This window comes from Glycomyces halotolerans (assembly GCF_054779575.1).
In genome coordinates this window covers 1-24,061 of record NZ_BAAGXZ010000018.1, presented here as the reverse complement: position 1 = coordinate 24,061, position 24,061 = coordinate 1, and the positions used below count along the sequence as shown (strand labels likewise).

Annotated in this window: 19 protein-coding genes and 3 pseudogenes; 9 read left to right on the top strand and 13 right to left on the bottom strand. The window is 68.6% G+C overall.

What is annotated here, in order from left to right:
* Positions 1–2: 2 nt before the first annotated feature.
* Positions 3–1,730 (top strand): AIPR family protein, encoded by a 1,728-nt coding sequence (locus tag ACYVL2_RS14835; protein WP_460544653.1) that lies wholly within the window; start codon positions 3–5, stop codon positions 1,728–1,730.
* 76 nt (positions 1,731–1,806) lie between these two features.
* Here the strand turns inward: ACYVL2_RS14835 and ACYVL2_RS14830 are convergent, their stop codons facing one another.
* Complete coding sequence (locus tag ACYVL2_RS14830; RefSeq protein WP_460544651.1) at positions 1,807–2,511, bottom strand: hypothetical protein; 705 nt, start codon at positions 2,509–2,511, stop codon at positions 1,807–1,809.
* Positions 2,512–2,573: 62 nt separating this feature from the next.
* Here ACYVL2_RS14830 and ACYVL2_RS14825 point away from each other — a divergent pair, with 62 nt between their 5' ends.
* Positions 2,574–3,416, top strand: coding sequence for a hypothetical protein (locus tag ACYVL2_RS14825; RefSeq protein ID WP_460544649.1), 843 nt, complete (start codon positions 2,574–2,576; stop codon positions 3,414–3,416).
* Positions 3,417–3,626: 210 nt separating this feature from the next.
* On the opposite strand, the gene ACYVL2_RS14820 is transcribed toward ACYVL2_RS14825, so the two are convergent.
* The 3 genes from ACYVL2_RS14820 to ACYVL2_RS14810 form a co-directional block, all read right to left on the bottom strand.
* Complete coding sequence (locus tag ACYVL2_RS14820; protein ID WP_460544647.1) at positions 3,627–4,064, bottom strand: hypothetical protein; 438 nt, start codon at positions 4,062–4,064, stop codon at positions 3,627–3,629.
* An 84-nt stretch (positions 4,065–4,148) separates the two neighbouring features.
* Positions 4,149–5,933 (bottom strand): HNH endonuclease signature motif containing protein, encoded by a 1,785-nt coding sequence (locus ACYVL2_RS14815; RefSeq protein ID WP_460544645.1) that lies wholly within the window; start codon positions 5,931–5,933, stop codon positions 4,149–4,151.
* Between the two features lie 452 nt (positions 5,934–6,385).
* Positions 6,386–7,675, bottom strand: coding sequence for a helix-turn-helix domain-containing protein (locus ACYVL2_RS14810; RefSeq protein ID WP_460544643.1), 1,290 nt, complete (start codon positions 7,673–7,675; stop codon positions 6,386–6,388).
* A 153-nt stretch (positions 7,676–7,828) separates the two neighbouring features.
* Here ACYVL2_RS14810 and ACYVL2_RS14805 point away from each other — a divergent pair, with 153 nt between their 5' ends.
* Positions 7,829–8,602: an N-acetyltransferase gene (locus ACYVL2_RS14805; RefSeq protein ID WP_460544641.1), complete on the top strand. Its 774-nt coding sequence runs from the start codon at positions 7,829–7,831 to the stop codon at positions 8,600–8,602.
* Positions 8,599–9,762, top strand: a complete 1,164-nt coding sequence (locus ACYVL2_RS14800) for an acyl-CoA dehydrogenase (RefSeq protein ID WP_460544639.1) — start codon at positions 8,599–8,601, stop codon at positions 9,760–9,762. Before ACYVL2_RS14805 ends, ACYVL2_RS14800 begins: the two co-directional genes overlap by 4 nt.
* 16 nt (positions 9,763–9,778) lie before the next feature.
* Here the strand turns inward: ACYVL2_RS14800 and ACYVL2_RS14795 are convergent, their stop codons facing one another.
* The 4 genes and pseudogenes from ACYVL2_RS14795 to ACYVL2_RS14780 form a co-directional block, all read right to left on the bottom strand.
* Complete coding sequence (locus ACYVL2_RS14795) at positions 9,779–10,285, bottom strand: NUDIX hydrolase (protein WP_460544637.1); 507 nt, start codon at positions 10,283–10,285, stop codon at positions 9,779–9,781.
* Positions 10,286–10,462: 177 nt separating this feature from the next.
* Positions 10,463–10,786 carry an NUDIX domain-containing protein gene (locus ACYVL2_RS14790; protein ID WP_460544800.1) on the bottom strand — a complete coding sequence of 108 codons (324 nt, stop codon included), beginning with the start codon at positions 10,784–10,786 and terminating at the stop codon, positions 10,463–10,465.
* Between the two features lie 79 nt (positions 10,787–10,865).
* Positions 10,866–11,675: a DinB family protein gene (locus ACYVL2_RS14785; RefSeq protein WP_460544635.1), complete on the bottom strand. Its 810-nt coding sequence runs from the start codon at positions 11,673–11,675 to the stop codon at positions 10,866–10,868.
* Between the two features lie 56 nt (positions 11,676–11,731).
* A pseudogene (locus tag ACYVL2_RS14780) lies at positions 11,732–12,007 on the bottom strand (hypothetical protein); the annotation flags it as partial.
* A 442-nt stretch (positions 12,008–12,449) separates the two neighbouring features.
* Between ACYVL2_RS14780 and ACYVL2_RS14775 the strand changes: the two are divergent.
* Positions 12,450–13,340 carry a hypothetical protein gene (locus tag ACYVL2_RS14775; protein ID WP_460544633.1) on the top strand — a complete coding sequence of 297 codons (891 nt, stop codon included), beginning with the start codon at positions 12,450–12,452 and terminating at the stop codon, positions 13,338–13,340.
* 109 nt (positions 13,341–13,449) lie between these two features.
* Here ACYVL2_RS14775 and ACYVL2_RS14770 read toward each other — a convergent pair whose 3' ends face one another.
* From ACYVL2_RS14770 to ACYVL2_RS14750, 5 genes and pseudogenes are all read right to left on the bottom strand, one after another.
* Positions 13,450–15,555 carry a rhamnogalacturonan lyase family protein gene (locus ACYVL2_RS14770; protein WP_460544798.1) on the bottom strand — a complete coding sequence of 702 codons (2,106 nt, stop codon included), beginning with the start codon at positions 15,553–15,555 and terminating at the stop codon, positions 13,450–13,452.
* A gap of 135 nt (positions 15,556–15,690) precedes the next feature.
* A pseudogene (locus tag ACYVL2_RS14765) lies at positions 15,691–16,125 on the bottom strand (cellulose binding domain-containing protein); the annotation flags it as partial.
* Positions 16,126–16,358: 233 nt separating this feature from the next.
* Positions 16,359–16,838 (bottom strand): annotated as a pseudogene (locus ACYVL2_RS14760) (SRPBCC family protein); the annotation flags it as partial.
* Complete coding sequence (locus ACYVL2_RS14755; RefSeq protein WP_460544631.1) at positions 16,835–17,200, bottom strand: ArsR/SmtB family transcription factor; 366 nt, start codon at positions 17,198–17,200, stop codon at positions 16,835–16,837. The pseudogene ACYVL2_RS14760 and the gene ACYVL2_RS14755, both read right to left, overlap by 4 nt.
* 92 nt (positions 17,201–17,292) lie before the next feature.
* A complete protein-coding gene (locus ACYVL2_RS14750; protein WP_460544628.1) occupies positions 17,293–18,342 on the bottom strand; it encodes a LacI family DNA-binding transcriptional regulator in 1,050 nt (349 codons plus the stop codon).
* A gap of 242 nt (positions 18,343–18,584) precedes the next feature.
* Between ACYVL2_RS14750 and ACYVL2_RS14745 the strand changes: the two genes are divergently transcribed.
* Genes ACYVL2_RS14745 through ACYVL2_RS14730 form a run of 4 tightly spaced genes read left to right on the top strand, consistent with a single transcriptional unit; the run spans position 18,585 to position 23,965 of the window.
* Complete coding sequence (locus ACYVL2_RS14745; RefSeq protein ID WP_460544626.1) at positions 18,585–19,880, top strand: ABC transporter substrate-binding protein; 1,296 nt, start codon at positions 18,585–18,587, stop codon at positions 19,878–19,880.
* Complete coding sequence (locus ACYVL2_RS14740; RefSeq protein ID WP_460544624.1) at positions 19,877–20,800, top strand: carbohydrate ABC transporter permease; 924 nt, start codon at positions 19,877–19,879, stop codon at positions 20,798–20,800. The genes ACYVL2_RS14745 and ACYVL2_RS14740 overlap by 4 nt, the downstream gene beginning before the upstream one ends.
* Entirely contained in the window at positions 20,800–21,630 is an 831-nt protein-coding gene (locus tag ACYVL2_RS14735) for a carbohydrate ABC transporter permease (RefSeq protein ID WP_460544622.1), read from the top strand. The genes ACYVL2_RS14740 and ACYVL2_RS14735 overlap by 1 nt, the downstream gene beginning before the upstream one ends.
* A 19-nt stretch (positions 21,631–21,649) precedes the next feature.
* On the top strand, positions 21,650–23,965 hold the full coding sequence (locus tag ACYVL2_RS14730; RefSeq protein WP_460544620.1) for a glycoside hydrolase family 3 protein: 2,316 nt from the start codon (positions 21,650–21,652) through the stop codon (positions 23,963–23,965).
* The last annotated feature ends 96 nt before the right edge of the window (positions 23,966–24,061 follow it).

Here is a 24,061-nt window from a genome sequence, read left to right as displayed (position 1 = left end):
GCGTGAACGAGATCATCAGGGAGCTGCTCTCGACGTTCCGCTCCGACCAGGAGCTGCCCGACCTCGGTGAGTCCGAGCTGTTCGAGGCGTTCGCGGCCTTCTGCGTGCTGCATCAGTTCCATGAGGAGGGGTTCGCGCCCGACGCGCACCGCACCGGCGGTGGGAACGACCTCGGTGTCGATGCCTGGGGGATCGTCGTGAACGGCGAGCTCTACCACGACCTGGACGGCGTCAAGGGCGCCGTCGAGAACCTCCGTGAGGTGAATGTGGTGGTCGTCGTGGTCCAGGCCAAGACCAGCTCGAGTTACGAGGGCAAGGTGATCGCCGACCTGGCCGACAACTTGGGGCAGATCTGCGGGCGCGGGCCGATCGCCTACTCCGCTTCGCCGGAGATTCGCGAACTGCACGGCGCGCTCCAGGTGCTGTACGACCATCACCATCTCAACGCGGTCAACAGTCCTCGCCTGGAGGTCAGGTACGTTCACTGCGGTGGTGGGCCGAACCCCGACATGCTCGCGAAGTGCCGTTCGGCCGAGAAGACGGTCGGGCGTCTGGGGCGGTTCGATTCGGTGCGGTTCGAGGCGGTCGGCTCACATCGGCTTCAGCGGCTGTACAAGTTGGCGAACCGGAAGGTCCGGGTGTCGTTCGATTGGCCGATGAAGTTGACGATGCCGCGGATGGACGGGGTGAAGCAGGCGTGGACGGGGACGCTCCCGGCCTCCGAGTTCGTCGAGAAGCTGCTGGTCGACGACGGCGGCAGTATTCGCCGGTTCCTGTTCGAGGACAATCTGCGGGAGTTCCTCGGCCAGGCCAATGAGGTCAACGACGACATCGCGCGGACGCTGACCGACGAGACCACGCGGAAGCGCTTCGCCGTGCTGAACAACGGCATCACGGTGATCGCCAGGAGCTTCGACAACTCCGGCCATGAATGCCACATGAGCAACTTTCAGATCGTCAACGGCTGCCAGACCGGCAATGTGCTCTTCGAACACCGCGAGAAGCTCACCGACGACGTCCACGTCAAGCTGACGGTGATCCAGCCCGAGGACGAGGACATCGCGAGGCAGGTCACCAGGGCGACCAACCGGCAGACCGAGATCCCCAAGGAGAGCCTGACCGCCGACCGCCAGATCCACCGCGACATCGAGGCGTACTTCGCTACGCGAAAGCCGCCCCGGAAGCTGTACTACGAGCGGCGCAGTGGACAGTTCGACGCGGACCGCTCGATCAGCAAGACCCGGGTGCTCAAACAGAGCCAGCTCACTCAGTCGTTCGCGGCGGTCTTCAGGGGCAGCGCGCACGAAGCGACCCGGACGGCGAAGCTCGTGAAGGACGAGAAGCTCCGCATCTATCATGAGGAGGATCCGCCGATCGCGTACTACACGGCGGCGTCGCTCTGGTACCAGGTCGACTGGCTGTTGCGGAACAACCGCGTCGACCGGAGATGGAAGCCGGCGCGCTTCCTCCTGATGGCCGCGGTGATGCGGCGCCTGGCGGACGGCCGGACGCTGCCGCGAAGCCACCGTAAGGCCGAGGCCTTCTGCGAGAGACTGCTCGACCTCGTCTGGAACCGCGACTTGATCGAGCGGCTCATCAGTTCGATGGTGCCGCATTTGGAGCGCCTCTGGGCCTCCGAAGGTCCGACGGAGCGTCTCGGTGATCTGGCGAGGAAGAAGCGGTTCGCCGACCGGTTTCTCAAGTCGGTCGCCGAGGCGAATCTCGACTGAGCCGATGGCCCCTCGTCAACCGACCGGTCCTGAGCCGTCTGCGTCAGCGCTTCGGATTCGTCGGGGAGGACGGCGCTTAGGGCACCGGGCCGAGATGCGGTCGGATCTGCTCGGCCACGTCGGCGATCGCCTCAGCGTGAGCCTCCGGATCGGGAGCGGCCGATCGCTCGAAGCCTTCCCGCGTGAGCGCCACCGTCAGGGCCACATTGCTTTCGGTGAAGGTGCCGACGAGCGCGAGCCCGCGGCCGTCCGGGTCCCATGTCAGGCGGTCGTCGCTGACGCCGGTGAAGTGCAGTGCCTGCGAGGACTCCCATGTGGACTCAACCGGTATGGTGATCGGCTCCGGCACGGATTCCAGCTCGCCGTCGGCATGGTCGCCGGTGTAGGCCCACCAGTATCCGAATTCGTGATCCGGGTCCTGTTCGGCGGCGGCGCCGGCGGGGTCTCGGAGCAGTTCGATGGAGACGTACATCCAGGTCTCGTTGGCGCCGTCGTTGTACCTGACGTCGCAATAGGTGTCGCCTGAGACCGATATCGTCTCGCTTTCGTCGCCGTAGTCGGGACCGGACGATTCGACCGGGCCGAGCAGCGGTTCGAAGTCGTCCGGGTCGAACGCGGAGCACGGGTCGGTCGGGATGGTGTAGTAGGCGGGCCGGGTATCGGGCGACTCGGTCGAGGTGGCGTCTCCTTCCTCACCGGTACAGGCGCTGACCGCCACGAAGAGGGCCGCACCGGTGGCGGCCGCGAGCGGTCGGAGGGCGCGGATCGCGGTAGCGGCCATAAGTCCTTCTCTCCGGGGATGAGCACCTGCGGGTCGGACCGGTAGAGCCCCTCCCAGGTTCCGTGGTCGGTCTCGAGATTGCCCTTCGCTTCGTCGCGGGCCGATCGCAGCTGCTCTCTGGTCGACGAGGCGGTCTCCAGCAGTTCGGACTTGAGCTTCGATCCCTGCTGCGGGGTCAGCCCCATCTCGTATTCGAGTTCGAGCGCCTCGAAGAAGCCGTTCACCCAGTCGCTGACCGCAGAGTCGTCCTGGCCGATGACTTCGGCGATGCCGTCGCCCAGGCTGACGAGCACACCCGAGTGCGGGATCGCGTTGAACGCGGTTCGGACGCTGATCGTCAGGCTGGGGCTGGAGCCGGTCTTGAGCTCTTCGATTTGGCCGTGGACCTTGTCGAGCGCCGCGCCCAACTGCAGTTGGGCGGTGAGCTTGGCGGCGCACTCGGCGGCGGCGCCTGCCAGCAGACCGGACGCGATCACGCGGTGGATGCCGGCGGCGGGACGAAGCCGGTTGCCGTATTTCTCCATGCCCGCATCGGAGTCCTTGCCCTCCCAGGCTTCGAACAGTTCGCGGATCTGCTTGAAGCCGCCGTTCTCGTGCGCATCGATGAGCGAGTCGATCTTCTCCGCCGCCGATGCCGCCTGCCGCAGCAGCGAGTCGATCCCCGAGAGCGAGCCGTCGTCGAGCACCTCCCTGAACGCGCTGTTGACCTCTTCTATCGCAGTGTCCGCGTCCGACTTCGCCGCGCCGTCGATGACCTCCTCGTCTGCCTGCGTGGACTCTTGGGGCACCCGGAACGGCAGGATGTACGGATTCCGGCTCGGATGCTGCATGTCGCGCGGGCTGGTGTTGCCGAGAATGGAGTTGTTGTTGCCGTTGGATCTGTCCCGGGCCTCGTCCAGCGATAGCTTTATGATGAATGCGTAGTCGGGCCACGCTTCGAGGGCGTGTTCCCGCTGGTATATCTCCACGAATGCCGGGTGGAGGTCGTTGATCTTGTCCCTGATGTCGCCGTAGGTGTTCGGCAGCGAGCCGAAGTCGATGCCTTCGTAGTAGGTCAAATCGCCTTCCAATCAAGCGCGTGGGCGAGTTCCGTCACCGGTGCTGTTCGCATGCCGCTAGAACGGCCCCACGCCACCGCCGAGCTGATCCGCGTACGGGTTCTCGTCCTTCTCCTCGGGGTCTGGAGGTGCGGCCGGCGCGGCGTCGTAATTCGTCGAGGGGGATGAGGTGTAGCCGCCCTCGATCTCCGATTCCATGCCGTCGAAGGTCTGGACGAGCTCGCCTTCGAGGATCTCCTGGTCGCTCGCGATTTCGATGAGCGTCGGCCCGAGGGCCCGCACGTTCTCCCCGGTCTCGTGGATGACCTCGTAGAACAGGTTGAACATGTCGTTCCAGACCACGGCGAGGTCGTGGTCCCCGAAGGCGCCGTTCCTGCCTCGCCCCGCGTCGGCGGCCTTCGAGGCGATGTCGTCGTAGAAGTTCGCTATGTCGGGGCAGGCGGTCTGCCCGACCTCCTCGATGAGCGCGGGGTCGTAGGTGATCTTGTCGCTCACTGGGGCCTCCAAGCGAGGTTGCTCATGGTGGCGATCAACGGAGAACTCCCCTTCGAAGTTCGCCCGGGGATTCGGGTGCCGTGTCTACAGGATGCCACGAAGGCGCCACATGTCCTGAATGGCACGAACGCCCTCGTGGAGGTGCGGGTCAGAGACGTCCTGCGGGTAGGTCGGCTCCGGCCGTTGCATCAACGACGAAGAGGCAGCCTGAGGGCGGGGTTTTGCGGCGGTCCTGCGGCCCTGACCGGGTCCGGACATGGTGAGGGGCTCAGTCCCTGTCGGGTCCTGAGCTTGGAGCCTGTATTCGCTCTCCCCCTCAACGCTCCAGCGCTGAGGGCGGCTTAAAAACGGAATCGGTTCACCTTCGGAGTGCTGCTCGCCGTAGATGTCGGCCGGTGGGTTGGTGACCGGGGCGGTGAAGTCCTCGGTGACCGGTGCGGGTTCGCTCCGGTGAGTGGTCCGGCCGCTGGTGGTGGTCTCGTTGCCGGCCCATCGCTGGTAGTCGCCGAGCATGGTCTTGAGTGCGGGCGCCCACTCCTGGTCTTCGAGCCCGGTGGGGAAGACATCGAACAGGTCGCGCCCGATCACCGGCCTCCTTGCCAGTCCCCGAACCTCACAGGTGGGGCAGTCGCGGCAGGGCCGGTTGTCGCTGCAGCCGTGGCGGCGGAGGTCGGCGGTGCCGGGGCCGGTCTTGGTGGCCGTCCACCGGCCGGTGTGGAGGCGGCCGTGGTGGAAGCGGCACACCAGGATCAGGTTGTCCGCTGAGGTGGGTCCGCCGTCATACCAGGGGACCAGGTGGTGGGCCTCGCACCAGGAGACGGGGCGGGTGCAGCCGTTCCAGGCGCATCCGGTCGGCTGTTCGAGCTCGAGCTTGCGTCGCAGGGCGACATTCGGCAGCCGCAGCTCCCGACCGAGCTCGACCACTTCGCCGCGCTCGTAGTCGTAGATCGAGGGGATGATGGCCGCCTCGCAGGCGAGAAAACGGATCTTCTCGAGCGGGGCGGGGCGGCCGTCGATGGTGCCGACCCGGCCGGTGTCCTGGCCCTGGAGAGTTTCAAGGTCGCAGGTGACGTTGAGGGTGGCGGTGTGGCCGTGCCGCTTGGGCGCGTGGGGGTCGGTGCCGGCGGTAGCGAGGAGCTGGTGGAGGGCTTCGGCGTCCCGGTTCGGCTTGGCCGGCAGGACGCCTTCGGTGTCGGTCTCGTCTTGGCGAGGCGGGGGCGTGGCGGTCTGCAGGTAGTTGTAGAGCAGCCGCCCGGTGTCGTCGCTCAGCAGGCCGGAAAGATCCCAAAGGCCGTCGCCGCGCTCGTACACCTCCACCCACGCCAGGGACTGCTGGGACAGATCATTGTCCAAGGCGGCGGTCTCCAGGAGTGCGACCAGGCGGTTGATCTCCTCGCGCAGTTCGTCATGGGAGGCGTGGATGCAGTACTCCCGGATCATCGTCTCCGGGGTGGGGCACTCGACGGCCTGGTCGTAGGGGGATTCCTGCGGGCCGTCGGGGTAGGGGAGCCTGGCGACGACCCGAAGGCCGGTGGTGTCCAGGCGGCACATGGCGTAGGCGACCGCGTCGATGCGGGCTGTGCCGTCAAGGGCTGCGGCGGCGAGGGTCTTGAATTTGGGGGCGAGGCGGGCGATGGAGGCGATGTTGCGGGCGACGTTGCGGTGGAGGTTGAACGTCTCGCACAGCCAGTCGCGGATGGAGGAGAAGCCGTCGACTTCGCGGTGGAGGTGCTGTCGGGTGTATTCGATGGCGGCGGCGAGTGCTTCGGCTTGGGCGGCTTGGAGTACGGCTGCGGCCGTTTCGATGCGGGAGCGCAGCTGGGAGGCTTGTGCGTCGCGGTCGGTGCCGGTGAGGTTGTCGCCGCTCATGCCTGCCTCCCTCCATGTGGATCAAACAGTCCTGCTGTTTTCGTTGTTTCGTGCTATATCTCTATGATAGGTGGTATAACAGGAGAAACAATCCCTCGATGGGTTATAGAAGACTCACGTTTCCTTGCGTCCCAGGCACCACCGTCTTCCCAAACCACCAGGCGCTCCACTCACAGGGCTGACACCCGACTGCCCGGCAACGGCAACAAGGCCCCGCACCGAACCGGCCCCTCGCCCCGCCCCACCCCGGCCCCGTTCGGCCTGGCTCCGGCATGCGACCTCAGTTCCCGCTCACCTTTTCGTCGCCGCCGCCTGAAGCCGAGCCCAAAGCGACCGCAAAGCCGAGCCCAAAGCGACCGCAAAGCCGAGCGCACGCCAGTCCGCAGAGAGCACTCCTGTAACCGCCCAACGCAAATAGAGTGCGACAAGGCAGGGATTCCCGCCAGAATCGCTCAGAGCCTGAATCGCTCTCCCAGACGATGCAGCAGCGGGGAGGCCCCGCCGGCGCGAGTGTGCAGCAGATCGGCTACCAGTTGACGCGCCCACGGCCGGTGGTGCAGGTACTGCGGCGCGGTCTCGTCGAGTTCGGCGAGGGCTTCGATGGCGAGATCGAACCGTCCTCGCCCGTAGGCCGCGATGCCGACCTCCTGCCAATACCGGCCGCGCTCATGCAGGTCGGGCACGGTGTCGAGGTCCACCGACTGCGCATGGTGGAGCGCCGCTCCGAAGTCGCCGAGCACGCGGTCGCAGGACACGGCGAAGACGTCGAGATCGGCCCGCGCCAGATGCGGCGTGTGGCCGAACGGCGCAAGCGCGCCTCGTGCGGCCGAGAGATATTCGGCCGAAGCATCACGGTCATCGTGACCCGCTGCGGTGTAGGCCGCCGAGGCGAGAATCTTGCCGTACATCCCCGCCGAAGACGCGTCCTGCAGCGAAGTGTCGGTTCGAAGGAGCTCGGCGGCGTCGATCATCACCTTGTCGGCCAGCGGGCTTCCCGCCCGGCGCAGCACCACCGCCTGATTCCGGGATGCCTCGGCGACCGCCACCGGATCGCCGGCGAGTTCGGCGTAGCGCGCGGCCCGGTCGGCCGCCACCGAGGCTATCGTCTCGCGGGACATGCGTATCTGCTGCTGCGCGGTCACGCTCAACGTCCGGGAGAACAGCGAGGCGGCCCGCTCCCGAGTGCTCCCGGTGAGCGATTCCCAAGTGGCCCTCGCCGTGCTGAGCAGCCCCGGAAGACGCCGGTTGAGCTCGCCGAGCCCGGCCGCCTCCAGCGTGCGTTCGGCGGCCGACACTTGCGCGCCGAGAAGCCGCAGACTCACCGGCTGGGCGGTGGCATCGCCGAACAGGGCCTGCTCGATGCCACGGTCGGCCGCGGACCCGCCGATGGCGGCGGAAACGGCGGTCAGGCCTGCGGCGATGAACGTGCGGCGTCTCATGTGCTCATCATCCCGCACTGAGACCGGTTGCGAAACCTGCGCCACGGCATTTCCCGACCTCGAATCGGTGAGTCCGACCAGATATGCGGGCACGTTCAAGGCCGCCGCCACGCGTGCCAGGTCGCCCACGGTCCAATTGCGTTTGCCCTGCTCCCAACGCGAGACCGTCGCGGCCGAGAATCCGCATTTCGCTCCGGCGCCGACTTGATCAAGTCCGAGCGAATACCGGGCGGCTTTCAGGACACGGCCGATCTCGGCGTCGCTGATCTGCGGCGGCCGATGCCAGTGTGGAGGTTTGGTCATGGGGGAATCGCCTCCGCATCCAGCGTGCACACGGTTTGCAGGTCATGCAATCAGCTTGCCGACAGTGAACAGTCCATTGAAGATCAACTTGATTCGGGGTGCACTCGATTCAGGCGGGCAGCGGAGGCCCGCCCTGATCCGAAGGAACCGCGAATGTCACCGCAATTGCCGCCCGCATGGGCCGCGGCCGTGGCCGAAGGACTGGCCGTGGTCGCCGCCGATGCGCACATCCACACCACCGCGCAACTCATCCCCGCCGACCGAGTCGGCCGTAAGCGCCGCATCGTCATCGGCCCCCGATGCCGCATCGGCGCCTTCGCCGTCCTCCACGGCGGCACCCAGCTCGGCGCCGAGGCCGAGATCGGCCACGGCTGCGTCGTCGGCGAACCGGAGAGCGGCTACGCCCTCCGCGCGCACCACCCGGGAGTCGGCCGCAAGACCCGGATCGCGGCCGGCGCCGTCCTCCGGTCCGGAGCGGTTGCGTACGCCGGAGTCGAGATCGGGCCGCGCACCACCGTCGGCCACCACACTCTGCTGCGCACCGACACCTATGTAGGCGCCGACAGCCAGCTCGGACACCACCTCACCGTCGAGCGCGGCGTCCGCATCGGCTCGGGCGTGCGCTGCTCGCCCGGATCGCACCTCACCGCCGAGACGCGCGTCGGCGACGGCGCGTTCATCGGCGCGGGCGTGCGCACCATCAACGACAAGCGTCTCATCTGGCGTGACCCGTCACGCGAACAGCCGCTCGCCCCTCCGCGCATCGAGACCGGCGCGAAGATCGGCACCGGCGCCGTGCTCCTCGCCGGCGTCGTCATCGGCGCCCGCGCCCTGGTCGGGGCCGGCTCAGTGGTCACGCGCGACGTCGAAGCCGAGACCGTCGTCTACGGCGGCCCCGCCCGAGTCAAGAACGGAGACAAGCCGTGAACCCGCTGGACTGGCTCGACACGCTGCGCCCGGGATTCGACTCCCGGCAGTGGGGCACCTTGGAGGCGCTCAACGCCGACCTCGCCGTGCTGGCTCCCACCGGCCCCGGCACCGCAGACCCGGTCGCCCGATCGGCGTGGCTGCTGCGGCTCCGCGGCAGGCTCGCCGAACACCGTGCGCCCGAAGGCCCCGAGGGCGCACAGTGGCAAGTCGCGGCGCAGTTCATCGCCGGATACCACGACCTCGACCTGCGAGAGGCCACTGGAACCGGGCACGGGCAGATGATTCTCCACCATGCCCGCCCCGACCTCGCCGAATACTGGCGCGAGCGCTTGGCCGGCGGGGCACTGGTCGGCATCGCCGCCACGGAGGCCCACGGCGGATCCCGCCTCCGAGAGATCACCACCGCCGCCGTCCACGACGCGGACGGCCGGTGGAGGATCAACGGTTCCAAGCGCTGGGTCTCCCGCCTGGCAGAGGCCGAAGCCTTCGTCGTCTTCTCGCGCGACCCGGACGGCGGCATCGCCGCAGTGGTCGTCGACGCCGACTCCAAAGGCCTGGCGAGGCGGCCAGTCGAACCGGCCGGGCTCGGCGGTTGGAGCTGGGGTCTGCTCGACCTCGACCAGGTGGCAGTCGATCCCCGGACGCACTTGCTCGGACGCGCCGGGCAGGGCACGGCGATCTTCCGCTCCCACTTCGAGCGTTTCCGCCCGCTGGTCACCGCCTGCGCCCTCGGCGCCGCGGCCGGGGTCTGCGATCGGGTGCGTGCCGCGCTGGCGACCAGGTCCGCGTCCGGTGTCGTGCCCCGTGTCCGCGACAACGCCATGATCGCCATCGGACAGTCCTGGGCCGCGATCAACGCCGCGACCCTGCTGGCCTGCCACGCGGCCCGGACCGCCGCCGGACCCACGTCGGCCGACCTGGCATCGAGGGCGGGCAAGGCGCACGGCGTCGACGTTGCTCTCGAGGCGGTGAACCGCCTGGCGCCCTTGATAGGCGCGGTCGGTTTCCAGCGTTCGCATCCGATTGCGAAGGCCAGGTCCGACCTGGCGGCATTGCAGTACGCCGACGGCATCCACGACAGCCTTTACCGGTCCGCTGGGAAGGAGCTGCTCGGCGGAGTCCGCGAACCGATCGGCGACGGCCGTGCGGCGCACTGATGGGGAACGAGGCCGGCTATCCGATCGGGTAGCCGGCCTCCAGGTACGCCGTCGACCCGGTCGCGACCGCCGCGAGCGCGGACTGGATACGGCGGGCCACCAGCGGGCGCATTCTCCGGTGCGCCTCCGGGATGGTGCACCATTCCCAGGTGCGCAGCTCCTTCTGAGCGAGTGTGATCGATGAGGTCGCTCGGCAGTCGAGTCGGCCGCCGTCGAAGACGTAGACCATGCCCTCGGTCCGTCCGGCCATCGGCGGCACCCAGTCGACCGCGACGAGCCGGCCCGGCTCTATCGTGAGCCCCAGCTCCTCGCCGACTTCGCGGGCGGCCGCACGACGAGGTGACTCGCCTGCCTCCACGGCGCCGCCCGGCGCCTCCCACACCTGCTTGTACGTCGGTTCGCACAGCAGCACCCGGCCGGCGCCGTCGGTGAAGAGAACGGTGGCGGCGGCGCGCTTGCGCGCCATCTTGTGCGTGTGCTCGGCCGTACCGATGCCCCGCTCGGGCTCCAGGCTGTAGTTCATCGGCAGAACGTAGCACTCAGTGACTGAACGGCTCCGGCATCGGCCGGGTCGCTCCGGGCGATTCGCTGCTTGTAGGCGGTGCGCTCAGGTGCAGTCGGCCGGTGGTCCGGACTTGAGCCGAGGCCCGCGCCAGCGGGCCCCGGGTCGAGCCGTTGCGCCGCTCACGATCCGTTCGCATCAGTTGGTGAGCCGAACGCCTCGAGTTCTCCCCGGTCTCGGCTGGACCGCTTCGGGATCGTTGACGACACCGCCGTCGAAGACGTAGAACGTCAATGGCTCGGTCACGAACCTGCTCGCCGGAATCCAGTCGAGGACCAGCAGGTCGCCGACCGTCAGTTCGAGCCCGATCGCCTCTTTGATCTCGCGGGCGGAGCCTTCGTGGGGCCATTCGCCCTCGTCGACCCAGCCGCCGACGAACCCCCTTCGTCGCGAGACGCCGGTTTGACGAGCAGCAAGCGACCTTCGGGGTCGGTGACGAGTGCGGCGGCGACGGTGGCCGATACCGCGACGCCGTCCGGTTCTCGGGGCGGGGCGGGTTCGGCCGGAGACATATGAAGCACCTTAACCGGTTCGCGTCCGTCTACGACTTGCGCGCCTCCAGCGCATCGAGATCGCGTTCGGCGTAGAGCCGGTGCTCCCACTCCTCGTTGAGGACGATCGACAGGCACTCACGGACCGGATAGGCGCGCGGCTCCGGCCATCCCGGGGCGGTCACCGGTTCGGTGTCGGCGTCGAGCCGCTCGTCGGTGAGGCCCTCGAGCACGTCCCGAACCGTCGCCATGCGGTCGTGCCGCAGGGCCAGCACCTCGTTCAGCGAGGGCCGCGCTTCGCGGTCGCGCGGGATGACGCCGGGCATGTCCGGCATCTCGTCCCACGGCAGGGCCAGCGGATGCCAGGGCGACGGCTCGCCGATTACCGCCCGCTTGATCCACGAGTCGGTGGCGAACACCAGGTGCCGCAGGGTCTCGATGAACGACCACTCGCCGTCGACCGACACGTGCAGCAGTGCCGAGTCCATCCCGCGAGCTCGCTGCTCGGTGCGGGCCCAGAGCCGCTCGAGCACGGACCACGCCTCGCGGAATCCGGCCGCGTCGCTCGGGCGCATCTTGGCGCGGTCGGGATACCGACGGTCGAGCTCCGCCTCGATGAGCGGCCCGACATCGACGCCGTTGACCGTCAGGCCGCCGATCTCGCCGTAGATGTCGACATCGACCAGTTCGACGCCGCGCATCACCACGCCGGACAGGGACACGCCGCGCAAACTGGTGTCGACGACTTCGCCGGCGCGGACCTCCGCGCCGCGCAGGCTCACGCGCGAGAACCGCGCGCCCGAGAGCGAGACCCGCTCGAACGTCGAGCCGGTCAGATCTTCGTCGATGAAGTCCGCCATCTCCCGACCATAACCCCGGGTACCGACATGCCCGGGACCACTCGCCCACGCGCAGTTCAGCTTCTCTCTGCCAGTGAGGCGAGGGTCTGCGAGCCGTCGCCGGGCGACTCGACCGACCAGTACGTCCACCCGTCGCGCGCCGCTCCGGACGCCGCCCGCGCGGCGGCGGCCGGAGCATCGTAGGCCACGCCGTCGTACTCGAGGCGCCCGTCGGCCAGCACGGTCGGCTGCACTTCGTCGGCCTCGTTCACGATCGACTCGCCGACCTCCAACAGCTCCGACTCGGCGCTAATATCACCGTTCGGAATGGACCGGCGCCGCGGAGTGCCGGATCGTACTTTCGGTCGACGGTTCCACCGGGTAAGCCGATATTGCGGTGTTGCGAGGCGTGCTTATGCTGCGTCCGGAACAACTGATTTCTTGCCCAGTGAAAGTGAATACGGGGGTCTATTTTGCTTGGATTCGCTCAATGAGCGCGCGCCGCCGTCCGGCCTACAGCCTCTGAGGCGATGTCCGCGGGATGAGCACGAGCAAGTCCCGCTGGTAGTAGTGCCCGCTCACTGCCTTGCGTCGACCGGCCCACGTACCTCTCGCCGGTCGATCGATCCGAAAGGGCGCGGCCGCCGACGGGCGTCGACCCGCCGGTCGGGACCAATGCAGGCGCCCGCCCTCGAGCGCTTTTCTCAATCCGTCCCGTCTTCACCGCGATGAGTGCGACACCGGAGTCGGCCCTCTTCCACACACTTACCGGATTCCTTTGATCAGGGAGACCAATTGTCTGTTAAGAAGCTATTGCGGCGCATAAGCCTGCCGCTGGGAGTCGCGGTCCTCGTGGCCGTGCCGGTCGTGGCGTACGCCGACGACACGACGATCGACATCAATCCCGGCAACGTCCCGACGACCGCCGCCGGATTCGAGGACCGGGACTGCGCCCAGGTCCCGGACGACATCGGAGCGAACGAAGACGGCTGGGTGTTCGTCCTGCCGGGGAACAATGGCGTCTTCGTCTCCGTCACCGCGACGTTCACCGACCTCGACGGCGACACGCGTACGGCGACCACCGGAGACAGCGGCGGCATCGACGGAGGCAAGGGCACCAGCAAAGCGTTCATCATCACGCCCGCCGGCTGGACGCTCACCGGCGCGACCGCCGAGGTCGACGGCACCAACCGGGACAAGTTCAACCTGACGCACGCCTGCCCGGGCGAAGTGCCGCCGCCGGACCAGGAGACGACCCCGCCCCCCGAAGAGACGACCACGCCGCCGCAGGAGACCACGTCGCCGCCTGAAGAGACGACGACTCCGCCCGAGGAGACCACGACCCCTCCGGACCAGGAGACGACGACTCCGCCTGAGGAGACGACCACGCCTCCCGACGAGGAGACGACGACCCCGCCCGATGAGGAGACCACTCCGCCGGACGAGGAGACGACGACCCCTCCCGACGAGGAGACCACTTCACCGGACGAGGAGACCACCTCTCCTGACACGCAGAGCTCGCCCCCCGAGACCGAGTCGACCACGCCGGTCGGCAAGGTCGGTGGCGGCGGTGGCCTGACGACCACGGGTCTCAGTGTCGCCACGTTCGCGCTGGCCGCGGTGGCGCTCGTCGCCGCCGGTATCGGGGCGCTCTACCTGACGCGACGCCGAGGCGCCGCCGAATAGAAGCCTTCCTCCAGAGTTGTCGCCGCGGCGCTTCGGGCGCCGCGGCGACAATGTCGTCTGAGGCGGACCCGTCCGGGTCCGCCTCATCGCATCTCGGAGTGCCGAGCTGCTACGGGGTGTGGATGTCCGGCCAGGGGGCCGTGGACATGTCGCTTCCGATGTAGAAGCTCGGGTGCGGCGGCTGGTTGTAGGCGGTGTTCTGCCAGGCGATCGCGACCCGGTACTGCACGTCGTGCATGAGCGTGGCGATCCGCAGGTCGGTCTCGTGCGCCGTGGCGTAGATCCGCAGCGCCGAGCTGTCGCTGGTGCGCCAGACGACCTCTTCACGCCAGTCGCCGAACAGGTCGGCCGACAGGGCCGGGTTCGACTTGGTGCCGTTGTTCGAGGCCACGCCCGAGCCGGTCAGCTGCCGTCCGTCGCGGTAGTCGTCGATGTGGGTGCCGTCCAGCAGCTCGCGCTCGCCGTCGCCGTCCCACCAGATCACGAAGTTCGCCGAGCTGGGCTTGGACCCGATCTGGTCGCCGTTCGCGTTGCGCAGTCCGCTGACGTTCGAGGACCAGTATTCGGCGCCGAAGTTGCCGGCGTCGACGTTCGCGGCCACGCCGCGGCCGTTGTCGCCGTCGGGGCTGGTCTGGAACAGCACCTGGCCGTTGGAGCCGACGAGGCTGGAGGACGGCTGGCTGCCGCTCTCGTGGACCATGAACACCTCTTGGCCGGCCCGGTCGGGCACGAGGTCGCCGACGTGCTGGGCGTCGCCGTGGCCGAACCCGGTCCGCCAGAGCGGCTGCCCGTTCGAGCCGATGGCCATCGCCCCGTAGACCACGTCCTGGCGGCCGTCGCCGTCGAGGTCGGCGATCGAGAGGCTGTGCGCGCCTTGGCCCGCGTACTGCGAGCCGGCCTGGTCGGAGTCGAAGATCCAGCGGGTGGTGAGGTTCTGGCCGTCGAAGTCGACCGCCCAGATCACCGAGCGGGTGTAGTAGCCGCGCGCGAAGATCATCGACGGGGTCTGCCCGTCCAGGTAGGCGGTGCCGGCCAGGAAGCGGTCGACGCGGTTGCCGTAGCAGTCGCCCCAGGAGCAGACGTCGCCGCGGCCCGGCCGGTAGTCGACGGTGTCTACCGCGGCGCCGGTCCGCCCGTCGAAGACCGTCAGGTATTCGGGTCCGGACAGGACGTAGCCGTCGCCGTTGCGGTGGTCGGCGCCCGCGTTGCCGATGACGTTGCCTTGGCCGTCGACGGTGGCGTCGGCGGTCTTCATCGCGATCTCGGCGTCGCCGTCGCCGTCGTAGTCGTAGACCTGGTACTGGGTGTAGTGCGCGCCGGAGCGGATATTGCGGCCCAGGTCGATGCGCCACAGCCGGGTGCCGTCGAGCCGGTAGGCGTCGATGATGGTGTTGTCGGTGTGGCCGGACTGCGAGTTGTCCTTGGCGTTGTCGGGGTACCACTTGACGATGTACTCGTAGTCGCCGTCGCCGTCCAGGTCGCCGACGCTCGCGTCGTTCGCCGAGTGGCTGCTGGAGGGCCGCTGGATCGGGATGTCGAGGTAGCCGCTGGAGTTGAACCGCGCCTCGGTGCTCGAGGCGGTGCCTTCGGTGCCGCCGGTGACGGCCGCGACGGTGTACTGCGAGCCGGAGGAGCCGCCGGAGTCGAGGTAGTTCGTAGCTCCGGTCAGCGGCGAGGAGTTGAGCAGTTGGCCGTCCCGGTAGACGTTGAAGGCGGTGTTCTCGGCGTCGGTGCCCAGCAGCCGCCAGCTGACGAGGTTCCCGCCGCCCGAGGGCACCACCGAGACCCCGCGGGTGAGCGCCTCGGCTTCGTATCGTCCGTCGCCGCCGCCCGGCGGGTCGGTCGGCGGGTCGGTCGGCGGGTCTGTCGGATCGTCCGAGCCGCCGACCGTGACGTCGAGGTAGTCGATGTTGGCCAGTCCGTCGGGGCCGGTCGCGGCCAGGCGGACGGTGTTGGATCCGGCGTTGAGTTGGACGGTGACCGTCTCGGTCGCCCAGGTCGCCCAGGCGCCGGTGTCGGCGAAGGCGGCCGAGTCGACCGTCGAGCCGTTCACGATCACGTCGGCGGGCCGGCCGATCGAGCCGTTGGCGTAGCCGATATCCAGAGTGGCCGTGCCGGAGGAGGCGGCGTCGACGGTGAACTGGGCGGCCGATCCGGTGGTGTTGTCGGTGTTGCAGAATCCGCTGCCGGAGTATCCGGCGTGGTTGGAGTCGATCGTGCCTTCGCAGGTGGCCGGGGCGGTTTCGGCTTCGTACCGGGCGTATTCCCGGCTGGGCTCGTCGGTCTCCTCGTCGGTAGGTTCCGTGGTCGGATCACCGGTGGGTTCCTCGGCGCCGTTGCAGACGTCGCCGTTGACGGTGAACCGGTCGGGTGTGGCGCTGCTGCCGCCGGCGGCGAAGCCGAAGACTTCGCGGCTTTCCCCGGAAGCGATCGTGGCGTTCCAGCCGACGTCGGTGCCGGTGAAGGTGGTGCCGCTCTGGCTCCAGTCGACGTTCCAGGCGCTGCTGACGGTGGTGCCGGAGGGGAAGTCCCATTCGAGCTGCCAGCCGTCGATCGGTTCGTCGGCGGTGATGGTGACGTTGGCCTGGAAGCCCGAGCCCCATTCGTTGACGATGGTGTAGTCGACTTCGCAGCCGGCTTCGGCGAGGGCCGGGTTCGGCGAGGTGATCGTCAGGGCGGTGGCGCCCAGCGCGGCTGCGGCCAGGCCGGTGACCGCGAGGTACCGGCGCCGGAAGCGCCGGTTCGGCGGTCGGGCCGAGACCGGTTCGTGAGGGTGAACGGTCATCAGTGGTCACTCCGTTCGAGAAGAGGCGTCTTCTGATTTGTGGAGCGCTCCCATCGGGGGAGCGCGGTGGCGCCTGTGCGGAACGTTGAGTGCCGGGCGGCGCTTCCATCGAAATATCGAATTGAATCGATATAATCGACCGACTCAGCATATACACGCCGTCTCCATATGGCAACGGCCGGGCCCCCGAAATATCGGGGCCCGGCCACCCTGAGGCTCTGAGCGGGTAACTCGGCGAGCAGGCCGTCCATCTGGCCGACCGCCTGACGGAGCCCTTCGGCCATGCCCATCTCGTCGAGCCGCTCCATCTCCTCGCGCGACTCGAAGAACGAGCGCAGCTCCATGCGGGTGCCCCCGTCGCGTTCGGTGAGGCGCACCTTCGCGGTGGTCACCGGCATCTCGCCGGACGGGTTGCCCTGCTCGTCGGAGAAGCCGTCGGTGAACGCCAGCGAGTTCGGCGGGTCGACGGCGGTGACCTTCCACCAGCCGTAGTGCTTGTCGCCCTCCGGACCGGTCATGAAGTAGCTCATCTCGCCGCCGGCCTCGAGCCGGTGGCGCTCGAAGGTCGCCGGGTATCCGGGCGGGCCCCACCAGCCCTCCAGGCGGCGCGGGTCGGCCCACAGCCGCCAGACCTCCTCGACCGGTGAGTCGAAGTCGGCGACCAAGGTCAGTGTCAGGCTGTCGAAATCCTTGTCGACGCTGGTGACGGTCATGGTTCCATTCCTTTCGGTGGACGGTGTTCGATCGGTGCGGATTGCTGCTCGAGCAGGCCGGACATCCGGTCGACCCGCCCGCGCCACGTCGTCTCGAGTTCGTCGAGGGCCCGCCGCACTCGGCGGAGGGCCTCGCGGTCGGTGCTCACGAGCTGCTCGCGCCCGCTGCGGCGTTTGGTGACCAGCCCGGCGCGCTCCAGCACCGCTACGTGCTTCTGCACGGCGGCGAAGCTCATCGGGTAGGCCTCGGCCAGTCGCGACACCGACACCTCGGCGCCGGCGCAGCGCTTGACGATGTCGCGGCGCGTGGCGTCGGCCAGTGCGTGGAAGACCCGGTCCGCGGTCTCATTATCTACAACCATTTAGTTGTACGTTAGACGCGGAGGCACCCGCTGTCAAGCGTTTCGCATGATGCGAGGACCGCCGGTGGATCGAGCCTAAACCGCTCGGGCCCTCAGCGGCGGCCGTTCCGGCGAGGCGCGGCGGTCGATTCGCGGACCACCAGCGAGGTGGCCAGCTGCACGTGGTGCGAATCCGGCACTCGGCCGCCCGCGATCTCCAGGACCGTGCGGGCCGCGACGCGCCCCATCTGGCGCAGCGGCTGGTGCACCGTCGTCAGCGCCGGCTCGGTCCACATCGCTCCGTAGGTGTCGTCGAAGCCCACGATGCTGACGTCGCCGGGGACCGAGAGTCCCCGGACCTTGGCGATCCTGATGACGCCCATGGCGATCACGTCGCTGGCGGCCACGATCGCCGTCGGCGGGTCGTCCATGTCCAGCAGCGCCTCGGCGATGTCGGCGCCGGTCTCGGCGGCGAACTCGCCGCGGCGGACCAGCTCGGGGTCGGGGGCGATCCCGGCGGTCTCGAGCGCCTCGCGGTAGCCGTGGAGCCGCTCGCGGCCGGGCACCGAGTGCTCCGGCCCGCCGGCGAAGGCGATGCGTCGGTGACCGAGGTCGAGCAGGTGCCTGGTGGCCTGGACGCCGCCGGCCCAGTTGGTGGCGCCGACGCTGGTCACGCGGTCGTCGAGCGGGTTGACCGGGTCGATGACCACCAGTGGCAGCCCGGCGTTCTCGCAGGCGGCGATCTCCTCGCCGGTCAACTCGGTGGTGACCACGATCAGGCCCGCGTGCCCGCGGGAGGCGACCTCCTTGACCCGGTCGGTCCCGAGCGTCGCCCGCGGGACGGCCCCGCCGGAGGCCAGCGCGCTGGTGACCACGTCGACGTCGAAGTCCCGGCCGCCGCTGATGACGCCGTCGAGGACGTAGAGGGAGTACATGTTGATGATGCGGTCGAAGACGACGTGGATGGCGCCGCGGGCGGCGGGTTCGCGCGGGCCCGTGCTGGGCCGGTAACCGAGCTCGGCGATCGCTTCCTGCACTTGGTGTCTGGTCTCCTCGGACACGCCGGGACGGCCGTTGAGCACTTTGGAGGCCGTGGCTTTGGAGACGCCGGCCCGCGCGGCGACGGCCGCCAGCGTCGGCCGGGGATTCGGCGCTCTGCTCATCGGGTACACCTCGTGCTCTATGTGGGGTCTGCCATTCTAACCAATTTACGAAACTTTTTCTATCAGCATGGTCCGGATGCGCCGGGATCGCCTCGGGCGATCACATAAAGTTTATCTAGCTGTGACTTGACGCACCGATGAACTGCGCGTACGTTCGAAACGCCAGGAAACAATCGTGAAACTGTTTCTGACTATAGCGTCTTCGGGTTCCGTCCCGGAGACCGAAGAAAGGAAATCCAGCAATGGAGCTTGGAACTCGCCGCCGCACCCTCCTCGCCTTCGGCGCCGCGTCGCCGCTCATCGCCGCGGGGGCATGCGGCAACACTCCCGGGGGATCCAACGGTGAGGGCGCCACCGCCTGGGGGCTGACCGGAGGATCCGAAGAGGCCATGCGCGCCTCGTTCGACGCCTGGAACGAAGCCAATCCCGACAGGCAGATCTCGGACGAGTACTTCGCCAACGACGCCTACAAGGAGCGGATCCGCACCGCGGTCGGATCGGGCAACGCGCCGACACTGATCTTCAACTGGACCGGCTCCACGCTGGCCGACTACGTCGCCAACGACTACGTGGTCGACCTGACCGAGGGGACCCAGGACCTCATGAGCCGGGTCCTCCCGTCGGTCGCGGACGCCGGCACCATCGACGGCCGCGTCTACGCGGTCCCGAACAACCAGTCGCAGCCGATCGTCTTCTACCACAACCTCGAGGTCCTCGAGGAAGCCGGGACGCAGATCCCGGAGACCTGGGACGACCTCATGAACGCGATCGACCAGCTCCAGTCGGCCGGGAGGACCCCGATCGCGCTGGCCGGGCAGAGCGTCTGGCCCGAGCTGATGTGGATCCAGTACCTGTCCGACCGGATCGGCGGGCCCGAAGCGTTCAACCGGGTCCTGGCCGGCGAGTCCGGCGCCTGGACCCATCCGGACATGGTCGCCGCCTGCGAGCGCATCACCGAGCTGGTCGACGCCGGCGCGTTCGGCGACGCGTTCGCTTCCGTGAGCGCCGACGCCGGGGCCGACCAGGCCCTGATGTACACCGGGGAAGCCGGCATGCTCCTCCAGGGCAGCTGGATCTACCCCGATGTCGTCTCCAACGCCCCTGACCTGGTCGAAAGGGGCGGGGTCGGCTACTCCATCTTCCCGTCCATCGAGGGCGGCGCGGGCGACCTGTCGAACATCGTCGGCAACCCGGCCAACTTCTGGTCGGTCTCGGCCAACGACTCCGAGGAGGCCCAGCAGATCGCGCAGGACTACCTGTCCGAGATGGTCTTCAACGACGAGCACATCGAATCGCTCATCGAGATCGGCACCGTCCCGCCGATCGTCGACATCGAGGACCGCATCAGCCAGTCCGACATGGGCGAGTACCTGCTGTTCACCTACGAGATGGTCCGCGACGCCGGGCACTTCCAGCTCTCGTGGGACCAGGCGCTGCCCGCCGGCCAGGCCCAGTCGCTCCTGGAGAACCTGAGCCAACTGTTCCTGGGGGAGCAGACCGCCGAGCAGTTCGCCGAATCGATGGACGCCACCCTGTGAGCACCACCGTCACCGCTCGACACCGCCGGAGCGCGCGCCACAAAGGCGCGCGCTCGGCGGGCCCCTCGGCCTGGATGGCCGCGCCGGCCCTGCTGCTCTTCGGCGTCTTCGCCCTCATTCCGCTCTTCGGCGTCGCCGCGCTGTCCTTCGTCAATTGGGACGGACTCGGCGCGATCACCTGGGCCGGCCTCGACAACTGGAAGGCCGCCGCGACCGACCCGGTCTCGCAGAACGCGCTCTGGTTGACCGTCCAGCTGACGATCCTGTGCGTGGCCTTCCAGGCCCCGGTCAGCCTCCTGCTCGGCGTGTTCCTGGCCGGCCGGCAGCGCCACCGGGCCTTCCTGGGCATGCTGTTCTTCCTGCCGCTGCTGTTCAGCTCGGCCGCCGTGGCCATCACGTTCACCGCCCTGCTCGACCCCAACTTCGGGGCCGGATCCGCGCTGAACGTGGCGCTGCTGTCTCAGAACTGGCTGGGAGACCCGGACCTGGCGCTGTTCGTGGTGGTGTTCGTGATCGGCTGGTCCTTCATCCCGTTCCACACCCTGCTGTACCAGGCCGGCACCCGCCAGATCCCCAAGGAGCTGTACGAGGCGGCCCGCATCGACGGGGCCGGACCGCTCGACCAGTTCTTCAGGATCACCCTGCCGATGCTCAAATACACGATCGTCACCTCCACGACGCTGATGACGGTCGGGTCGCTGACCTACTTCGACCTGATCTTCGTGCTGACCGGCGGTGGACCCGGCAACGCCACCCGCGTGCTGCCGCTGGACATGTACCTCACCGGGTTCCGCTCCTACGACATGGGCCGGGCCAGCGTCCTGGCACTCGTCCTGGTCGTAGTCGGGCTGGCCATCGCCCTGGGCCTGAACCGGATCACCGGCACCTCGCGGATGGGCGGACGAGGGGAAGGCATCTGATGACCACGACGCAACGCCGCCGCCCCAACGTTCTGGGCACCATCGGCGCCTGGATCTGGCTGGCCATCATCATCCTGCCGATCTACTACATCTTCATCACCAGCTTGCGGCCCCGCGAGGACTACTACTCCGAGAACCCGCTGAGCTGGCCCTCCAACGCCACCCTCGCGGCCTACCAGCGGGTGATCGAGAACGACTTCATCCGCTTCTTCCTCAACAGCGTCATCGTCACCACCGCGTCGGTGACGGTCACCCTCGCGGCGTCGCTCATGGCCGCCTACGTCGTAGTGCGGCGGCGCGACCGGTTCGGTTCCGGTCTGTTCCGGGTGGCGCTGCTGGGCATCGCGATCCCGATCCAGGCCGCGATCATCCCGGTCTACTATCTGATCGTCCAGCTCGGACTGTACGACACGCTGTGGGCGCTGATCCTCCCGTCGACCGCGTTCGCGATCCCGCTGACGCTGCTGATCCTCACGAACTTCCTCCGGGAAGTGCCCGAGGCGCTGTTCGAATCGATGCGGATGGACGGGGCCACCGAATGGACGATCCTGCGGAAACTGGCGCTCCCCCTGTCCCGCCCGGCCCTGGCCACGGTCGGCGTCTACCAGGCCCTGCAGGTCTGGAACGGCTTCCTGTTCCCACTGGTGCTCACCCAGAGCGCCGAGACGCGCGTCATCCCGCTGTCGCTGTGGAACTTCCAGGGCCAGTTCGGCGTCGACGTCCCCGCGGTGCTCGCCGCGGTGGTCCTGTCGGTGCTGCCGATGCTGGCGGCCTACATCATCGCCAGGCGCCAACTCGTGTCCGGCCTGACCGCCGGATTCGGCAAGTAACGAAAGAGAGAGCCGCATCATGGCAGAGACCACCGACTGGCGCGACCCAGCGCTCCCGGTCGACGAACGCGTCGAGGCCCTGCTGGGGGCCATGACCGTCGAAGAGAAACTCGCCCAGCTCGGCAGCTTCTGGCCCCCGCACCACGACGAGGAGGCCGACGGCGAAGTCGCGCCGATGGAAGACGCGATGCAGGTCGGCGCCAAGACCATCGAAGAGGCCGCCGTCCACGGTCTCGGCCATCTGACCCGCGCCTTCGGCAGCAGGCCCATCGCCGCCGCCGAAGGCGCGGCGGCCCTCGAGGGGATGCAGCGCCGCCTGGTCGAACACTCCCGGCTCGGCATCCCGGCGATCGCGCACGAGGAATGCCTGACCGGATTCACCACCCTCGGCGCGACGGTCTACCCGACGTCGCTGGCGTGGGCGGCGACGTTCGATCCGGACCTGATCGGGCGGATGGCCGGCCGGATCGGCGCCGACATGCGCGCCGTCGGCGTCCACCAGGGCCTGTCCCCGGTCATGGACGTCGTCCGCGACTACCGGTGGGGCCGCGTCGAAGAGACGATGGGGGAGGACCCCTACCTCGTCGGCACCATCGGCACCGCCTATGTCAGGAGCCTCGAGCGGGCCGGGATCATCGCCACGCTGAAACACTTCGCCGGATACTCGGCCTCACGCGGGGCCCGCAACCACGCCCCGGTCCCCATGGGACCGCGCGAGTTCGCCGACGCCATCCTGCCCCCGTTCGAGATGGCCGTCCGCTACGGCGGCGCCCGCTCGGTGATGAACTCCTACTCCGACGTCGACGGCCTCCCCGCCGCGGCCAACCGGGAACTGCTGACCGACATCCTGCGCGGCCGATGGGGCTTCAACGGCACCGTGGTCTCCGACTACTGGTCGGTCGCGTTCCTCGACATGATGCACCGCCTCACCCCCGACCGCGCCGCGTCCGGCGTCGCGGCCCTGACCGCCGGCATCGACGTCGAACTGCCGAACACCGACGCCTACGCCCGCCTGGGCGAGAAGATCGCCTCCGGGGAACTCGACGAAGCCGTCGTCGACACCGCCGTGCGCCGAGTCCTGCGGCAGAAGGCCGAACTCGGCCTCCTCGACGCCCGGCCGCGCCTGGAGCCTGAGAACGCGGGAGTCGATCTCGACAGCGCCGAGGGCCGAGCCCTCGCCGCCGAGGTCGCCGAGAAGTCGATCGTGCTGTGCGACAACAACGGGCTCCTCCCGCTCGCGGCGGACGCGACCGACATCGCGTTGATCGGCCCGACGGCCGACGACCCGCGCACGTTCATGGGCTGCTACTCCTTCCCCAACCACGTCCTGTCCCGCTACGGCGAGCACGGCACCGGCATCGAGGTCAAATCCCTGTTCGAGGCGCTCGGGAACGAGTTCCCGTCCGCCACCATCGCCTACGAGCAGGGCGTTCCCGTCCGCGAGATCGACCGCTCCGGAATCGAAGCGGCCGTCGCCGCGGCCGTCGACGCCCAGGTCGCCGTCGTCGCCGTCGGCGACCTCGCCTCGCTGTTCGGGCGCGGCACCTCCGGTGAAGGATGCGACGCCGCCGACCTGTCCCTGCCCGGCGCGCAAGTCGACCTGGTCGAAGCGGTACTGGCGACCGGCACGCCGACCGTGCTCGTGGTCGTCTCCGGACGGCCCTACGCGCTCGGCGCGTTCGCCGACCGGGCCGCGGCCATCGTGCAGGCGTTCCTGCCGGGCGAGGAAGGCGGCGAAGCCATCAGCGGCGTGCTGTCGGGACGGATCAACCCGTCCGGGCACCTGCCGGTCGGCGTCCCCCGCATCCCCGGCGGCGGACCCGGCACCTACCTGGCCCCGCCGCTGGGCCAGTACAGCGAAGGCGTGTCCAACATCGACCCCACGCCCCAGTTCCCCTTCGGCCACGGGACCTCGTACACCGAGTTCGAGTACACCGACCTCGCCTTGAGCGCGGACTCGATCGCGGCCGACGGCGAACTCGAAGTCGCCGTGACCGTCGCCAACACCGGCGACCGCGCCGGGGACGACGTCGTCCAGCTGTACCTGTCCGACGAGGTCGCCCAAGTGACCCGCCCGGTCAAGGAACTGGTCGGCTACGCCCGAGTCGCCCTCGACGCCGGCGAGTCCAAACGCGTGGTCTTCCGGCTCCACGCCGACCGGACCTCGTTCACCGGCCGCGACGGTGACCGCATCGTCGAACCCGGCGACTTCTCCGTCGCCGTCGGCCACTCCAGCCTCGACCTGCCGCTGACCGAACGCTTCCGCATCACCGGCTCTGTGCGGAAGCTCGACGGCGAACGCGTCATGGTCACCGGCGCACAGATCTCCGAATAAGCAAAGGACGTAGCGATATGAGTGATGAGTTCGCACCGACTCCCGAGGACAAGTTCTCGTTCGGGATCTGGACGGTCGGTTGGCCTGCACAGGATG

Bases quoted from the DNA above. Each gene is read 5' to 3' on its own strand.
- ACYVL2_RS14810 (WP_460544643.1), bottom strand. From the start codon at position 7,675: ATGACCAAACCTCCACACTGGCATCGGCCGCCGCAGATCAGCGACGCC.
- ACYVL2_RS14815 (WP_460544645.1), bottom strand. From the start codon at position 5,933: ATGAGCGGCGACAACCTCACCGGCACCGACCGCGACGCACAAGCCTCC.
- ACYVL2_RS14730 (WP_460544620.1), top strand. From the start codon at position 21,650: ATGGCAGAGACCACCGACTGGCGCGACCCAGCGCTCCCGGTCGACGAA.
- ACYVL2_RS14805 (WP_460544641.1), top strand. From the start codon at position 7,829: ATGTCACCGCAATTGCCGCCCGCATGGGCCGCGGCCGTGGCCGAAGGA.
- ACYVL2_RS14785 (WP_460544635.1), bottom strand. From the start codon at position 11,675: ATGGCGGACTTCATCGACGAAGATCTGACCGGCTCGACGTTCGAGCGG.
- ACYVL2_RS14755 (WP_460544631.1), bottom strand. From the start codon at position 17,200: ATGGTTGTAGATAATGAGACCGCGGACCGGGTCTTCCACGCACTGGCC.
- ACYVL2_RS14745 (WP_460544626.1), top strand. From the start codon at position 18,585: ATGGAGCTTGGAACTCGCCGCCGCACCCTCCTCGCCTTCGGCGCCGCG.
- ACYVL2_RS14830 (WP_460544651.1), bottom strand. From the start codon at position 2,511: ATGGCCGCTACCGCGATCCGCGCCCTCCGACCGCTCGCGGCCGCCACC.
- ACYVL2_RS14795 (WP_460544637.1), bottom strand. From the start codon at position 10,285: ATGAACTACAGCCTGGAGCCCGAGCGGGGCATCGGTACGGCCGAGCAC.
- ACYVL2_RS14750 (WP_460544628.1), bottom strand. From the start codon at position 18,342: ATGAGCAGAGCGCCGAATCCCCGGCCGACGCTGGCGGCCGTCGCCGCG.
- ACYVL2_RS14735 (WP_460544622.1), top strand. From the start codon at position 20,800: ATGACCACGACGCAACGCCGCCGCCCCAACGTTCTGGGCACCATCGGC.